Consider the following 16,441-nt stretch of genomic DNA (forward strand, 5'->3'; position numbering starts at 1 on the left):
GAACATTAAAAATTTCTGGATTTTTATGCGAATCACCTATCTTTAAGGCATGGGTTTTTCCTTATTTCGATCTGCACCGAAAAAGCCGTCTGTCGTCACACGCGAACGCATACATGCGGTTGCGGGGCGCGAACTGCCTTTGCGCGTGCTGGAAAACCCACGCGCCAAACGTCTGACATTGCGAATTGAAACCGGCGGCAAAGGGCTGCGCGTAACCATTCCGCCCGGCCTACCAGACCGCGAAGTTCAGAGTTTTCTGGTCCGCCATCAGGGCTGGATTGAGAGCCGCATTGCCAAAATGCCCGATCAGGCTGGCCTTCGTGCGGGTGTAAAAATACCCATTCGCGGCGTGCCGCATCTCATCACCCATCAGCCCGGACGCGGCACAGTGGATTTGCTGGAAGGCAATGTTCTGCTCGTTCATGGCGATCCCGCACATCTTTCGCGGCGTATTGCCGATTACCTTAAGCGCGAAGTCAAACGCGATATTGAACAGCTTGTTACCCGTCACACGACAACCGTGGGTCGCAAAGCCAAAGCGGTTCGGTTCAAGGATACCAAAAGCCGCTGGGGGTCGTGTACTTCCGATGGCGTGCTTTCTTTTTCGTGGCGTATCGGCATGGCGCCTGCGCCCGTCATTAATTATCTCGTCGCCCATGAAGTGGCCCATCTGATTGAGATGAACCACGGGCCGAAATTCTGGAAACTCTGCCATGAGCTTTGCCCTGATACAGAGCGCTGCAAAGCATGGCTGAAGCGCAATGGCAGCGCATTACAGGCTATCGATTTTACATGACATCAGACATTCAAACTGCTGCACGGGCGCTGTGGGATTACCATTGCCTCTCGGATGAACCTATCGCCGCCGATGTGATTATCGGGCTCGGCAGCTACGACACCCGCGTCGCAAAGCACGCTGCCGAACTTTATCTGCAAGGCCTTGCCAACTGGCTCATGTTCACAGGCCATAGCGGCAACTGGACCAAAGGGCTTTACAAGGCATCAGAGGCCGAAGCCTTCGCGGAAATCGCCATCGCTGAAGGTGTACCTGAGAGCGCGATCATTATTGAGCCGAAAGCCACCAATATCGGCGAGAACATACTTTTCGCACGCGAAATCATGGTTGCAGGAACAATCAGCCCGATCTTTGTGACCAAACCGCAAACCCAGCGCCGGGTGCGGGCAACCGTTGACAGGCAATGGCCGGAAGCACGCGCATTCGTCACCGCACCTGCGACATCTTTTAGAGATCAGCCAACAGCGGGGCATGATTTTGAGAAGCTGGTGCGCGAGATGGTTGGTGATCTGCGACGCATTCTCGAATATCCGGCACTTGGCTTTCAGGTTGCGCAAGCCGTTCCCCTTGAGGTTATGGAAGCCTATGACTACCTAATATCACGGGGCTATGATGACGCGGCCCCGCGCGTTGAAGCCGGAACAGCTTGAGTCGGCTCACAATATGTGCGACGGAAACCCCATGGTTTTTGATATAAAAATATGTGGCCTTAAAACGCCGGAAGCAGTCGCTGCTGCGCTTGATGGCGGTGCGACGCATATTGGCTTTATCTTTTTTCCCAAAAGCCCGCGGCACTTAACGCCTGCCGATGCCGGACGTCTGCGTGAAGCAGCGAAAGGCCGCGCCAAAGTGGTTGCCGTCACCGTTGATGCCGATGATGAAACGCTTGATGAAATCGTGCGTGAATTGCAGCCGGATATACTGCAACTCCATGGCCATGAAACGCCGGAACGCGTGGCTGATGTAAAAAAGCGCTATGGCCTGCCGGTGATAAAAGCCTTTGCCATTCGCGAGGCCGACGATCTTGCGGTAATCGCGCCGTATCAGGGCATCGCGGATCGCTTTCTTTTTGACGCCAAGCCGCCGAAAGGTTCTGACCTTCCGGGCGGCAATGGTGTATCCTTTGACTGGGCATTGCTCGACGCGCTTGACGACAGCGTCGATTACATGCTTTCCGGTGGACTAAATGCGGGCAACATTGCCGAGGCGCTGCACAAAACGCGTGCGCCGGGTATTGATGTATCGTCCGGTGTAGAGCGCGCGCCCGGTGAAAAGGACGTGCGTCTTATCAATGATTTTTTTCAGGCTGTGTCTGATGCCAGACAATAGCCTGCACATGACGGAGTGGCAGCATTGAACAAGCCGGTTGAACCCAATTCCTACAAGACAGGCCCGGATGAAGAAGGCATGTTCGGCATTTTTGGCGGACGCTTTGTCGCCGAAACACTGATGCCACTGATCCTCGAATTGCAGGAAGCCTATGAGACGGCAAAGACCGATCCTGAATTTCAGGCCGAGCTTTCCAATCTCTCGACCTATTATGCCGGTCGCCCTTCCAAGCTCTATTATGCTGAAGGACTGACCAAGCATTTGGGCGGCGCGAAGATTTACTTCAAGCGCGAAGATCTGAACCATACCGGCAGCCACAAGATCAACAATTGCCTTGGCCAGATTCTGCTTGCAAAGCGCATGGGCAAAACCCGCATCATCGCTGAAACCGGCGCTGGTCAGCACGGTGTTGCATCGGCGACCGTTGCAGCGCGTTTTGGCCTGCCTTGCGTTGTTTATATGGGTGCCACTGACGTTGAGCGTCAGAAGCCAAATGTGTTCCGCATGAAGCTTCTGGGTGCTGAAGTAATCCCTGTTACCGCTGGCAATGGCACGCTCAAAGACGCGATGAACGAAGCATTGCGCGATTGGGTCACCAATGTTGATGACACCTATTACCTGATCGGTACCGCTGCGGGTCCCGCTCCTTATCCGGAACTGGTGCGCGATTTCCAGTCGGTCATCGGCGTGGAAGCGCGCAAGCAGATTCTCGAACAGGAAGGCCGTTTGCCCGACGTGATCGTCGCTGCTGTCGGTGGTGGATCGAACGCAATCGGTCTCTTCCATCCGTTCTTAGATGATTCATCGGTTAAGATCGTTGGCGTTGAAGCGGGCGGGCGTGGCCTCGATGGCGTTGAGCATTGCGCATCGATGAGCGCAGGCAGCCCCGGCGTTCTGCATGGCAACCGCACCTATCTTTTGCAGAACGAAGACGGCCAGATTCTTGAAGGCCATTCGGTTTCCGCAGGCCTTGATTATCCGGGCGTTGGTCCTGAGCATTCATGGCTCAAGGATTCAGGTCGCGTTGAATATGTGCCAATCCTCGACGACGAAGCGCTGGAAGCTTTCCAGCTTTGCACCCGCGTTGAAGGCATTATTCCAGCACTTGAATCCGCTCACGCGATTGCGCAAGCTGTGAAAATGGCCCCAACCATGGGCAAGGATCAGGTGATGATCGTCAATCTCTCCGGTCGCGGCGATAAGGATGTTCACACGGTCGGGCAGCTGCTCGGCATGGATATGTGAGGACGACATGAGCAATACTGTTGTCGACGCCAATGCTTACAGACCGCGCGCCGCATGGTTCGACGGACTGACGGAGTGTGGGTCGGCAACAATCAAGCTCAGCATCATTGAAGCCGATCCCTCCAATCCACTGGCTGAATCAGCTCTCGGCATTACACGCAGGCAGATCGCATCTGCTGCAGACAAGCTAGAGCATACGCCGCATCTGGGTGCTGGCTTTGCCATTCTGCATCAGGGCGAAGAAAGCCTGTGGCTGCTTCTGCACTGGTGGCTGGAAGGCGGCATCGCAACGCAGATTCTCTGGCAGTCTGAGCTTGGCGACGAGATCGAATTTGAACCAGCGCAGCCTTTATTGATGGCCTGCGTCTGGGAGCTTGGAATCATTGACTTTGAACGGCGCGCCTGGATGGAAACGGCCATGTCTGGCCAATCCACCGCCGAATATCTTACGCGCATTTTGCCACGGGGCACGGTATGACCACACGCATCGACACCAAATTTGCATCGCTCAAGTCCGAAGGACGTCCGGCGCTGGTTACCTATTTCATGGGCGGCGACCCCGATTATGAAACATCGCTCAACGTCATGAAGGCGCTGCCAAAAGCAGGCTCCGATGTGATCGAGCTTGGTATGCCTTTTTCTGATCCGATGGCCGATGGCCCTGCTATTCAGGCCGCTGGTCTGCGCGCGCTCAATGCCGGACAGACTCTGAAAAAGACCTTGCAACTGGCTGCTGACTTCCGCAAGGAAGACGACACCACGCCAATCGTCCTGATGGGCTATTACAATCCGATTTATATTTATGGCGTCGAGCGCTTCCTTGCCGATGCAAAAACATCCGGCATTGATGGCTTTATCATTGTCGATCTGCCATCTGAGATGGACAAGGAACTCTGCATTCCGGCAACGGCTGCGGGTCTCAATTTCATCCGCCTGACGACACCAACCACCGATGATAAGCGCCTGCCCAAAGTGCTGCATAATTCGTCGGGCTTTGTCTATTATGTCTCGATGAACGGCATTACCGGCTCGGCGATTGCCGATACAAGCCGCGTTGCCGATGCTGTGCGCCACATCAAGAAGAGCACCGATCTGCCAATTTGTGTGGGCTTTGGTGTGAAGACCCCGGAACAGGCCGCAGCCATTGCGGAAGCTGCTGACGGTGTGGTTGTGGGTACTGCAATCGTCAATGCAGTGGCGCTCGAGCTCGATGAAAATGGCAAGGTAAAGGGCGATCCGGCAGCCGCTGTGACGAAACTTGTCAGTGCATTGGCAGCAAGTGTTCGCGCAACACGCCTTGAAGCTGCCCAATAAATCGTCCATTTAGGCAGCAAGAGAGCATGTCGCGGAAAAGTGGAAAGCCAATTTCCGATAACGACATGCGTAAAATAACGAGTTTTTTGAAGAACAAGAAACGGAAGCAAACGTCATGAACTGGATCACCAACTACGTTCGTCCAAAGATCAATTCGATGCTCGGACGTCGCGAGATGCCGGAAAATCTTTGGATCAAGGATCCATCGACCGGCGAAATGGTGTTCCATAAAGACCTTGAAAGCAATCAGTTCGTGATTCCGGGTTCCGGCCATCACATGCGCATCAAGGGCAAGGACCGTCTGCGTTTCTTCTTCGACAATGGCGAATACACAACGCTGGAAAGCCCGAAAGTTCCGGTCGATCCGCTGAAATTCCGCGACGAAAAGAAATATATCGACCGTCTGAAAGACTATCGTGCGCGCACCGGCATGGAAGACGCGATCACCAATGGTCTTGGCACAATTGAAGGTCTGCCGATTGTCGCAACCGTTCAGGATTTCGGTTTCATGGGCGGCTCGCTCGGCATGGGTGCTGGCGAAGCCATCATTCAGGGCTTCATGAAAGCCATTGAATTGAAGCGTCCGCTGGTTCTGTTTGCAGCATCAGGCGGTGCACGTATGCAGGAAGGCATTCTGTCGCTCATGCAGCTTCCGCGCACCACTGTTGCGGTCGAAATGCTCAAAGAAGCAGGTCTGCCTTACATCGTCGTTCTCACTAACCCGACCACCGGCGGCGTCACGGCTTCCTATGCAATGCTCGGCGATATTCACATTGCAGAACCGGGGGCACTGATCGGCTTTGCTGGTCCTCGCGTGATCGAACAGACCATTCGCGAAAAGCTGCCAGAAGGCTTCCAGAGCGCTGAATATCTGATGGAACATGGCATGGTGGATATGGTTTGCTCGCGCCTTGAGCTGAAATCAACCATCGCGAGCTTGCTCAAAATCATGACCCGGCAGCCAGCCAACAGTGATGTGCCGGTAAAGGCACCTGCGCCAAAGAAGCCAGAAGCTGACAGCAAGGCGGCTTAATCGTGACAGGAAAAGCGGATGCCGTCATCGAACGGCTGATGCAATTGCATCCCAAAGGGTTTGATCTTTCACTGGACCGCATTCGCGGTCTGCTGGAAAAGCTTGGCAATCCGCACCTGAACCTGCCGCCCGTCATCCACATTGCCGGAACCAACGGCAAGGGATCGGCAACTGCCTTCTGCCGCGCGCTTCTGGAGGCGAGCGGCTTTGGCGTTCACGTCCATACCTCGCCGCATCTCGTCAACTGGCATGAGCGCTATCGGCTCGCTTCCAAAAATGGCAGTAAATTCGTTTCCGACGATGTTCTGGCCGAAGCCATTGAGCGCGTTGAAGCCGCCAATGACGGTCAGTACATCACGGTTTTCGAGATACTCACCGCCGTTGCCTTTGTGCTATTTGCCGAGCATCCCGCCGATGTGGTGATCATGGAAGTTGGCCTTGGCGGACGCTTTGATGCGACCAATGTGATTACTGATCCAGCCGTATCGCTGATCATGCCGATTTCTATCGATCATCAGGCATTTCTGGGCGACCGCGTTGAACTGATTGCCGCGGAAAAAGCTGGCATTATCAAAAAAGACTGCCCTGTCGTCATTGGCTTTCAGCTGTTTGACGCAGCGCGTGAAGTGCTGATCTCGACTGCTGACCGGCTCGATTGCCCACTTTCGATCTATGGTCAGGATTTCCTCGCATTCGAGGAACATGGCCGTATGGTTTTCCAGAACGAGGACGCGCTGATTGATCTGCCGCTGCCCCGTCTGCCTGGCCGTCACCAACTTGCCAATGCTGCTGCTGCCATTGAAGCCGTGCAAATGGCTGGTTTCACCATTACCGACAAGGCCGCTGAAAAAGCCATGATGGTTGTGGACTGGCCTGCGCGTATGCAGCGCCTGACCCATGGCGCACTTGTTGATCTGGCACCCACGGCATCAGAAATCTGGCTTGATGGCGGACATAATCCCGGCGCAGGCATGGTAATCGCGGAAGCCTTTGGCGATCTTGAAGAGCGCTCCACACGGCCTTTGTTCCTGATAACCGGCATGATCAACACCAAAGACCCTGTCGGTTATTTTGAGGCCTTTGCGGGCATGGCACGCCATGTCTTTACCGTGCCGATCCCGTCAAGCGATGCAGGCATCCCGAATAATGAGCTGGCAATCAGCGCACAGAAGGCCGGGCTTTCGGCAGAACCGGTACATTCGGTTGAAAACGCGCTCAAGATTCTACGCGATACATGGGCGCCTGATGAAGCCCCGCCGCGCATTCTGATTGGTGGCTCACTTTATCTGGCAGGTGAAGTGCTGCGCGACAATGGAACACCACCAAATTAACAAAAAACCCGGCTTATAGGCCGGGTTTTTCATATTTAGCAAACTTCGCTGATTAAGCAGCAGAAGCCTTGATCCAGTCAGCAAGGCGGCTCTTTGGAGCTGCACCAACCATGTTGGCTGCAAGTTCTCCGTCCTTGAACATCAGCAATGTTGGGATCGAGCGAACGCCAAACTGTGCTGCGAGTTCTGGATTTTCGTCGATATTGACCTTGGCGATCTTCACCTGACCAGCCATTTCAGCGGCGATTTCGTCAAGAGCAGGAGCGATCATCTTGCAAGGACCGCACCATTCAGCCCAGAAATCCACGACGACTGGCTCGCTCGACTGAAGAACGTCCGACTGAAAATTGCTGTTATCGACCTTTACGGTTGCCATAGGGCTATCCTCATATCTGTTTGAGAGCGAAAGACTCATCAAGAAATCGCTCCTTTGACCATATCATGTGGCGTGTTGACTGCCATCCGTCAAGTTCTGGTTAGTAACCTTTCCTTGAGAGTCACTTAGAGCCTGCAATGCTTCATTGAGTACATTCTCCGGCAATGGTAGCAAATACGGGCCTTCGGTGAAAAGCAAAGCGGCCTCGACGACCCGTCCCGGATAAAGGGGCGCAAGCAATTCGCGGTAGAGCGCCAGTTGTGCGCGATAGGCAAAAGGCACGGCTTCAATGGTCTTTGGTGGAGGGCGATTGGTTTTATAATCAACGATCAGCACGCGGTTTTCATCGACGCTGATGCGGTCGATCTGGCCCGATACGGCATGATCTTTTCCGCCGAGATTGATCGTGCCCATGACCGCCACTTCACCACGCGATCCGCTGGCGAAGACCGGCGCAAACTTTGGATCGGCCAGAATTGTTGCAACACTCGCCCAGGCTTTCGCGCGTTCAGCTTCCGGCCAGTCGGCAGCAATGCGTGCCAGATAGTCCTGTGCAAGATTCTCGCGCTCATTCGCGGCCACTTCTGGCAGATATTGCAGCAGCATATGGATCGCAGTACCGCGCCTTAACGCGAAAGCCGACGTCTCGCCACCCAATCCCAGAACCGGTGACAGCGTATCGAGCGGTGGCTCCTCATCCGCTTCGATCAGTGCCGATGCACCAGACGGCGCAAGCGGACGTGGCAGACCCGGCTCTGGCTTTATGGGCTTCAGATAGTCGAGCGGCAACGGCGGCAGCTCTGCCACCTTTTCCACTTCCGGCTCTGCAATCTCTGTAAGACTGCGCGGCGTGTTGCGATAGCGTCGGGCGGCAACACCCGATACCGGATGCACGAAAGTTTCGGCTTTTGTGGTCAAAGCATCTTCAACCAGCCTGTGCCATGTCTCGCCGCTTTCACGCGAACCGCGATAGCCACAGACAATCAGCTTATCTTCCGCACGCGTCATGCCTACATAAAGCAGGCGGCGATATTCTTCTTCGGCACGGGCCTTCAAGCCTTCAATCTGCGATGCCAGAAAGCCGGTCTGATAACCCGCATTGGGCTGCCAGAGATAGCCTTTCACCTGTGGCCCGTCACTGCTGAGATCAAACGGGATCAGCTTGGGCGCGCGTGTTCCGCTCCAGACGGCATTGCCCGGATCAACCAGAAACACCACAGCGCCCTCAAGCCCCTTGGCGGCATGAACCGTCATGATACGCACTTCGTTTCGGCCCTGATCCAGTTCGCGCTTGATCTGCGGCGAGGCTGCATCAAGCGTTTCCAGAAAAGCCTGCATACCCGGCAGACCAGCGCGTTCAGCCGAAAGCGCGTAGTTCTGGAATTCATCGATAATATCGCCCGCTTCCGGTCCAAGCCGCGCCAGAAGCTTACGCCTTGCACCATCGGCACTCAAGATTCGCGCATAGAACTCGAAGATCGGCATGGTGTCGGCCATATTGCGCCAACGGCTCAGCGTCTTATGCACGCCGATCAGCGTCGGTTCTTCAAGGGATGCATGATAAAGGCGCTCAAACAACGTTTCGCCACTCTTGCGCGGATGGGCCAGCGCAAACAGCCTGTCATCATCCCAGCCAAACAGCGGGCTTTTGAGAAGCGAAGCCAATGACAAATCATCTGACGGCTGCAACACGAAACGTCCCAATGCCATCAGATCCTGAATAGCGATATGGCTTGTCAGCTTGAGACGATCAGCACCAGCCACCGGCACGGAGAGGTTTTTAAGTGCACGCGAAAGTGCTGGCATGAACTGATCACGCTTACGCACCAGCACCATAATGTCTTTTGGCGCGAGTTTGCGGTTCTGCCCCGGAATGGTCTCGCCGCGATCAAGCCAGTAGCGAATGGTTGCTGCAATCTGCTCGGCAAGCTTTATGGCGGGTGCCTGCAAATGATCGACCGGAACGCGCCAGTCGTCGGGCTCCTCCACCACGTCCGGCGTCAGCATATCCCAAATTTCCACCTCGCCCGGCTCGTTGTCGCGGATGGCGGAGTGAACGGTGGCCCCTGACAAGCCGCGATTGGCTTCGGGGCGTGCAAAAACCTCGTCCACGGCCTGCAAAACGTCGGGTGCCGAACGGAACGAAAAGTTGAGGCTGACGCGCTCGAATTTAAGCTCGGCATCTTGCGCTCTGATGCTGACCGCCCTGCCCTGTGCTGCAAAATCTTCCGGGATAGCGCCCTGAAACGAGTAGATCGACTGTTTTTCATCGCCGACGGCAAACAGCGTGCGCTGCACATTACGCTGACCGAGGCCGGAGAAAAACTCCTCCGACAGCATACGGATAACCTGCCACTGATCGGGACTGGTATCCTGTGCTTCATCGACGAGAATATGATCAATGCCGCGATCAAGCTTATACTGTACCCATTGCCCCGCCCCATCACGCGCCAGAAGTGCAACCGTGCGGGTAATCAGGTCTTCAAAGTCGAGCAGACCGCGCTTGCGCTTCAAGTCATGATAGCGCTGCAGAAGATTATCAATGAGTGTGAGTGCCGCGAGATTGAGCCGGATCAGCCGCAATTCCTTGATCTTGTCGAGACCAAGTTCCACCCGGGAAGCGGCAGCATTAAAATCTTCTTCGAAATCCGGCAGCAGCTTTTTGACCGCGCTCGATCTGACATAGGAACCAGATTTGGCTTCGCCGGTGGCTTTCAGGAAGGAAGCGCGCAGAACGGCTTCCTTGTCGAAGCTGCTTTTGACCTTGTCATATTGCTTGAGCTGCAACGCAAAATCATGCGCGCGTGCCGCACCCTTTTGGATCGACAAAATGAGATCGAGTGCATCGTCGGAAAATTCCGGCACCGGCCACATATCATCCAGCAAATCGGATTCGCGCGTGTCTGGCCGGAAACGGAAATGCCTGTGCAAAGTCTCGCTGCGCTCATCCGCATTACCAAGCGCCGAAATATATTGCTGCAAGCCATTGCGGCGACCAACAGCCTCATCAAGCAGTGCCTGCAAACCCATCTCGCCTGCTGCCTGCATGACATCGGCAAAGGCGTTTGCCAGTTCCGGATCACCGCCGCCATGTGCGGTCTCAAGCAGTGTGCGTCGCGCTTCGCCGACAAGAGCCACCTGCATGAGATCATCCATCATCTCAAAATGGCCTGCAATATTCGCCTCAAGAGGGAACTGATGCAGGATCGCTTCGCAAAATGCGTGGATGGTCTGGATTTTCAACCCGCCCGGTGTTTCAAGCGCGCGCGCAAAAAGCCTGCGTGCAACGGCAAGTCGTGTCGCTCCCGGGCGCCTGCCTTCAAGCTTGATAAGCCTGTCAGCCAGATCCTCATCTGGCAACATTGCCCATTCGGACAATCGCGCAAAGACGCGGTTCTGCATGACGGCTGCTGCCGCCTTGGTATAGGTGAGACAGAGGATTTTTGACGGGTCAGTGCCTTCGAGCAGCAGCCGGATAACGCGCTCGGTCAAAACGTGAGTCTTACCCGAACCGGCATTCGCCGACACCCAGACAGAGGCCAGTGGATTGGCGGCACTGGCCTGTGCCTCGATTGTTTCCTTTGGAATAATCCGTTGCTTTTTCATTCGCCGCCCTCCCCGCCAGCATCACCACCAGCGGACCATTCCAGCACGCGTGCAAGATGATCATAATCGCCAGTCAAATCTGTCTCACGAAAAGGAAGCGCGCGGGAAAGATAACCCTTAGCCGGATTCTGATATTCAGCAAGCAGCTGCGCCAATCTTTGCCAAGCCTCTTCGCCAAGGGCGGGTGCGGTCTTTTCTGATGGTGGCCGACCGATCTTCAAAATCGATTCCGGCTTCACCTCTCCGCCTGCCCGCAAGCGCACATAGGTCAGATCAGACGCGCGAACAGAACCCAGTTCGCGAAACGCACCGCGCACAAGAAGAGCGGCTTCCAGCGCCAGCTGGGGTGACAAGAGGACATGCGCCTGTCGTGGAGATGGCGTGGAGCCGGTCTTATAGTCGATCACTTCCGCAGTTCCGTCGCGCATCAGATCAATACGATCGGCACGGCCCGACAAAGTGATGCCAAGACTTTCAACCTCGCGCTTATCCGACGAAATTTCGGCAAAGCGGGTTTGAACATTGTAAGCGCGTTCCCGCTCCCATTCGAGGAATTGCGGAATAAGAGCGGTAAAACGCGGCCACCAGACTGCTTCGATCTCAATGGGCAGATCCATTTCGCCAAAGAAATGCCGGCCAAATTCTTCAAGTTGCGCGCTCGCATCCGGCGCCAGCGGATCGATGCCCTCTTCGGTAAAATGTCCAAGAATGTCGTGAAAAAGCGTCCCACGTTCTGCGGCTGCCGGATCGCGGATCAGCGGCTCCAGCGGGCGCAGCTTCAGAATTTTTTTGGCAAAGATCGCATAAGGATCGCGACGAAGGGTTTCGATTTCCGTGACTGAAAAATGCTTGGGTCGCGCGCTTACAGGCGGTGCCGGTTCCGGGCGTTTAACGAACGGCACATCGGGTGCCTGATCGATTTCACGCGCCCAATGGATGAAACGTTGCCCACGCAAGCGCATATCCTTGGTCACATCTGAACCCAGCACCGTTTCAAGCCGCTGCAACCAGCGCGACGGAATCGTCGGCGCATTATCAGAACGCTGCGAACGCGAAAGCACGACATGATCCATGCCAAGCGCCATCTGAAAATCATGTGCTGCAAGGCCAGTACGGCGCTCAGGTGGATCAAGCGCGATCATCGCCTTCATAGGGCGCGACATGAACGGGTCGTTGCGCGTCTTGGCGGGCCATGTTCCTTCGTTGAGACCACCAATCACCAACGTATCCATGGTCTGCAAACGCGCTTCCAGCGCACCCCAGATGAAAACGCGCGGATGGCCGCCCGGATGCGGCTTGACGGTTTCGCCCGACATCAGAGCTTCAAGAATTGCGGGCCATTCAATAGCCTCAAAATCCAGTCCCGCTTCACTCGCCACAAGCTGACGCAGAAATGAAGCCAGCTTCTCGCCATGCTCGCCGGAATAATAGCGCGTGACGCTTTCGCTCTCATCGCGTGCCAGATTTTCGAGCGCTTCCACAGTTGCCCGTGTAATCTCGCCAATATCCGTTCGCCGGTTAATGGTGGCAAAAGGTGCCAGCGGCGCAACCGCTTCCGACAGGCTCACGCAAAGCGAGCGCGCCGCTTCGATCATGTCAGGCGTAACAGTCGCGTGCCATGCCGGTTGCCATGACTGGCTGGCGCTTTCTTCCATGCGGCGATCGAAAAAGCCGGGAAGATCGATGATCGATGCCCTGCCCGTACCGCCACGGAACGCCACCAGTTCAAGCGTTTCCGCAGCCAGTCGCCGCTCGATACGCTTGCCGCCAAGCCGTAGCATCGGGTGCTTAACCAGCGCTAATAGAGCCACCGGATCGCCGGGGTTGAACACGGTTTCGACCATGAGGCGCATCAGCGTCGCGGTTTCGATATCGCGCAAATGGCGGCCGCCGGAATCATCGGCGTCGATGCCAAAGCGGGCGAGTTCGCCCACCACGCGGCGCGCAAGATTACGGTCTGCGGTCACAAGTGCTGCGGTCTTTTTCTCATCAGCGATTGCATCGCGAAGCGCCAGAGCCACTGCCAGCGCTTCCTCGCGCTCATTGGCGGTTTCAATCAGATCGATCTTGTTGGCGTGTTGAAGCAATATTTCAGGGCGCATATCAGGCTCATCATTGAGCAGGCTCCATGCGTCAGTCGTCTCTGCCGGGCGCAATGCTTGGCTAACGACGCGTTCAAGCACGCGCTTCTTAACCGGCATATTTTCGATATGCTCGACTTCATCGCGGGAAACGCCGATGGCCCTAAGCAACTTGTGGAGACCATATTGCGGATGGCCGAAGGTGGACGGATTATCATCCGAAGCCCCCAGCAGGTTCCACGCGCCTTCATCAAGATCACGATCCAGTCCGGGCAGAACCACAGCACCTTGCGGCAGTCGGGCGATGACTGAAACAAGCTCGGCAGTCGCGGGGATTGAGCCTGTGGAACCAGCCGCAATCACAGGACCTTGCGGCGGATGATCGCGCAGTCGCCGCACCTCACCCCAGATCAATTCGTTGCGGTGCGCTGCGGGATTGGAGAGCTTGCGTTCTTCCAGAATTTCCGGCCAGAGTTTCGTGACAATATCGAGAAAGCCGAGCGTGACCTGCCACCAGTCGGCAAGATCATCGGGCGCAATGCTGGCAAGCTCACTCCATTTGGCATTGTCGGTTTCGACCTGATCCATCAGGCCAGCCAGATCACGCGCAAGCCAAATCGCGTCAGAGGTCGTTGCGGGAACTGAAACATCATCGACGCCAAACAGCGCCCGCACATGCGCAGGCAGCGATTCACGCCATGGACGAATGAGCCGCGCCAGCAGCAACAGCCGTTCAGCCTTGCCAATTGGCGGATTAAGATCGAATACGCCGCTTGTGGCTGCGTTGAAAAAAGCTGCGTCCTCGTCCACATCGCCCAGCGGGCGAATGGTCGGAAGGATTGCAGATTTAGCCGGATTCATATCGACCAGAATGGAACGAAGCGCACGCGCTGCACGACGCGTCGGCACATAGATGGTCGCGTTCGCTAATGCCAGTGGATCAGATGCGTTACCCGGAAAGCCTTCAATCAGGCGGCCTTCCAGAAGCGCCTTGGCAAAGGCCGGTAGAAAAGCTGTGCCGGATGGAATGGAAAAAAGCTTCGGCCTCGTAATGGTCATTCCGCCATGCTCTCCTTACGCAATTGCGGAAAGCACAGCCTCCGCCTCGCCAATTGCTTCCGGTGTTCCGACCGTAAGCCAATGCCCGGTCATGGGCATACCATAAAGACGTCCGGCTGCAATGGCTTCATCAAAATAGCGATTGAGCGATGAAACACCCGGCTCGGCTTTGGCAAAAATACGCGGATGAATGACTGCTGCACCGGCATAGATGACCGGGTCGCCCGCGACATCACGCAGACGGCGCAAGCGGCCCTCTTCATCCGCGACGAAATCGCCCTTGCCTTCAAAACCCGTTGCCTGATCGAGCCGGGCCGTCATGAGAAGAATATCCATGCGGGCATCGTCCCAGACATGCGCCAGCGCCGAAATATTCGGCTGCGCTTCATCACCAACCCAGAATGTATCGGCATTGAGTACGTAGAACGGCTTGTTCTGAAGCTGGGGCAGCACGTTGACGATACCGCCAGCGGAATCAAGCAGAAGAGCGCGCTCGTCGGAGATCGTGATTTTCGGCGCTGTACGATTACCGAGATAATCGATCAGTTGGTCGGCTAAATAATGAACATTGACGATTGTATTCTCAACGCCTGCACCCGCCAGCGCATCCAAACCCCAATCGATCAGCGGCTTGCCGGAAACCTTAACCAGTGGCTTGGGCATGGTTTCGGTGATCGGGCGCATACGCTTGCCAAGACCTGCTGCAAGCATGATCGCTGTATCAGGACGTGTCATTGTTTCTCCAGCAATGCGAGATCATCAAACCAGCGGGCGACCGGCGCCATGACCGGATGCTTTAATACGCGGCTGAGATAGTCGTGAATACGCGGCAGATGCGCGAGATAATGCGGCTTTCCATCACGTTCATCAAGCCGCACGAAAAGACCCAGCAGCTTGGCGTTGCGCTGCGCACCCATGGCGGCATAGGCCATGCGGAAAGCCGCTTCATCAAACACATGGCCAAGCTTGCGGCGTTCATCGCAATAGGCATCCACCACTGCCTTTTCGAGCTCCGGCGTAATCGTCACGCGAGCATCGAGTGCCAGCGACGCGACATCATAGGCAGCAGGGCCGATCATCGCGTCCTGAAAGTCGATTGTGCCAATCTTATTTGCGCCTTGCGCATCCTCAAACCAGAACAGGTTTGGCGAATGGTAATCGCGCAGCAGCAGGCTTTTCTCGCAATCGGCAATAGCGTCGAGAACTTTGTCCCATGCCGCTTCATAAGCTTGCGCTTCTGCATCACTCAGCTTGCGGCCCATCATGCGTGGCGCATACCATTGCCCGACAAGGCTCACTTCCATGACCATCGCATCACGATCAAAAGATGCAACGATGTGATCTGGATAGCCTGCAACCGGCGCATGATCCGGCCACTGAACCCCATGAAGATGCGCAAGAAACCGTCCAGCCGCTTCATAGCGTTCAGCCACAGGCTCACCCGATGAAGCCCTGATGCCCTCGAGCCCAAGATTTTCGAGGATCAGCAGTCCTGCATCAATATCAACAGCGCGCATTTGCGGCACGCGCAGGCCATTTTTCGCAAGCAGATCATCAATGGCCACGAAAGCCTGAATATTCTCTGCAATATGCGCAAGCTGACGATAGGACTTGCCATTGCGCAAGGGCGGATCGTAGGGCATCGCGGGCGCATTCATCAGCACTTCTATGCCATGCGCGCTGTCGATAATCTCATATTTACGCGGTGAAGCATCGCCCTGCAAATAGCGGCGCGTGGCTCCTGCCCGGTCGTTGTTGTCTAAGAAACTGCGGATTTTCAGCGTGCGTTGAAGACGAGCAATCGCAGCGTCTGTCCCGCTAATTGCGATGCGCCGTCCCGCCCCTTCGTGGGTCAAGGTGACGGCAAAGCTTGGCTCTGGCAGAAAACCTTCCGCCTGCTCCGGCCATTCGGACAGCACAACACCATCTTCGAGAAACTCGACCAGCCCCAGTTCATCCAGCTCTTCGCCATGCGAAATCCGGTAAAGATCAGCGTGAGCGACGGGCAAGCGCAGCACCTCATAGCTTTGCACCAGCGTGAATGTCGGGCTTGGCACCTCAAGCCCCTCATCATCGGCAATCGCGCGAATGACAGCGCGTGCAAGTGAAGATTTACCTGCGCCGAGATCGCCCGATAAAGTGACGAGATCGCCTTTGACCAGTGCCAAAGCGAAATCCTCGCCAAAGCGTTTGGTCGCGGCCTCATCGGGCAGGAACAATTCAAGATGGGTTATCGGGCTACTGATTGGGGTGCTCATAAAGCCCCATTTA

13 protein-coding genes are annotated in these 16,441 nt (G+C 55.7%); 8 read left to right on the plus strand and 5 right to left on the minus strand.

The features are described 5' to 3' along the window. Nucleotides 1-49 precede the first annotated feature (49 nt). The 8 genes from ACOZHT_RS05310 to ACOZHT_RS05345 all read left to right on the plus strand — a co-directional run bounded on the left by ACOZHT_RS05310 (nt 50) and on the right by ACOZHT_RS05345 (nt 7,048). Nucleotides 50-796 carry a M48 family metallopeptidase gene (locus ACOZHT_RS05310; protein ID WP_421565359.1) on the plus strand — a complete coding sequence of 249 codons (747 nt, stop codon included), beginning with the start codon at nt 50-52 and terminating at the stop codon, nt 794-796. Beyond that, entirely contained in the window at nt 793-1,446 is a 654-nt protein-coding gene (locus ACOZHT_RS05315) for a YdcF family protein (protein ID WP_339509129.1), read from the plus strand. The genes ACOZHT_RS05310 and ACOZHT_RS05315 overlap by 4 nt, the downstream gene beginning before the upstream one ends. Nucleotides 1,447-1,477: 31 nt before the next feature. After that, nucleotides 1,478-2,125: a phosphoribosylanthranilate isomerase gene (locus ACOZHT_RS05320; RefSeq protein ID WP_339509128.1), complete on the plus strand. Its 648-nt coding sequence runs from the start codon at nt 1,478-1,480 to the stop codon at nt 2,123-2,125. A gap of 24 nt (nt 2,126-2,149) precedes the next feature. Further along, entirely contained in the window at nt 2,150-3,370 is a 1,221-nt protein-coding gene (gene trpB, locus ACOZHT_RS05325) for a tryptophan synthase subunit beta (RefSeq protein WP_339509127.1), read from the plus strand. 7 nt (nt 3,371-3,377) lie between these two features. Then, on the plus strand, nt 3,378-3,848 hold the full coding sequence (locus ACOZHT_RS05330; protein ID WP_339509126.1) for a hypothetical protein: 471 nt from the start codon (nt 3,378-3,380) through the stop codon (nt 3,846-3,848). Further along, on the plus strand, nt 3,845-4,684 hold the full coding sequence (gene trpA, locus ACOZHT_RS05335) for a tryptophan synthase subunit alpha (RefSeq protein WP_339509125.1): 840 nt from the start codon (nt 3,845-3,847) through the stop codon (nt 4,682-4,684). Before ACOZHT_RS05330 ends, trpA begins: the two co-directional genes overlap by 4 nt. Before the next feature lie 115 nt (nt 4,685-4,799). Further along, nucleotides 4,800-5,717: an acetyl-CoA carboxylase, carboxyltransferase subunit beta gene (gene accD / locus ACOZHT_RS05340; protein WP_339509124.1), complete on the plus strand. Its 918-nt coding sequence runs from the start codon at nt 4,800-4,802 to the stop codon at nt 5,715-5,717. Nucleotides 5,718-5,755: 38 nt separating this feature from the next. Then, complete coding sequence (locus tag ACOZHT_RS05345) at nt 5,756-7,048, plus strand: bifunctional folylpolyglutamate synthase/dihydrofolate synthase (protein WP_421565398.1); 1,293 nt, start codon at nt 5,756-5,758, stop codon at nt 7,046-7,048. A gap of 52 nt (nt 7,049-7,100) precedes the next feature. On the opposite strand, the gene trxA is transcribed toward ACOZHT_RS05345, so the two are convergent. The 5 genes from trxA to tsaE all read right to left on the minus strand — a co-directional run bounded on the left by trxA (nt 7,101) and on the right by tsaE (nt 16,428). Next, a complete protein-coding gene (gene trxA, locus ACOZHT_RS05350) occupies nt 7,101-7,424 on the minus strand; it encodes a thioredoxin (protein WP_007872546.1) in 324 nt (107 codons plus the stop codon). Nucleotides 7,425-7,487: 63 nt separating this feature from the next. Continuing rightward, nucleotides 7,488-11,030 carry a double-strand break repair helicase AddA gene (gene addA / locus ACOZHT_RS05355; protein ID WP_339509122.1) on the minus strand — a complete coding sequence of 1,181 codons (3,543 nt, stop codon included), beginning with the start codon at nt 11,028-11,030 and terminating at the stop codon, nt 7,488-7,490. Further along, nucleotides 11,027-14,170, minus strand: coding sequence for a double-strand break repair protein AddB (addB, locus tag ACOZHT_RS05360; RefSeq protein WP_339509121.1), 3,144 nt, complete (start codon nt 14,168-14,170; stop codon nt 11,027-11,029). Before addB ends, addA begins: the two co-directional genes overlap by 4 nt. 15 nt (nt 14,171-14,185) lie before the next feature. Beyond that, a complete protein-coding gene (locus ACOZHT_RS05365) occupies nt 14,186-14,905 on the minus strand; it encodes a nucleotidyltransferase family protein (protein WP_339509120.1) in 720 nt (239 codons plus the stop codon). Further along, a complete protein-coding gene (gene tsaE, locus ACOZHT_RS05370) occupies nt 14,902-16,428 on the minus strand; it encodes a tRNA (adenosine(37)-N6)-threonylcarbamoyltransferase complex ATPase subunit type 1 TsaE (protein WP_421565360.1) in 1,527 nt (508 codons plus the stop codon). The genes ACOZHT_RS05365 and tsaE overlap by 4 nt, the downstream gene beginning before the upstream one ends. Between the last annotated feature and the right edge of the window lie 13 nt (nt 16,429-16,441).

The sequence above is a fragment of the Ochrobactrum sp. EDr1-4 genome, from assembly GCF_049199085.1.
Lineage (GTDB): Bacteria > Pseudomonadota > Alphaproteobacteria > Rhizobiales > Rhizobiaceae > Brucella.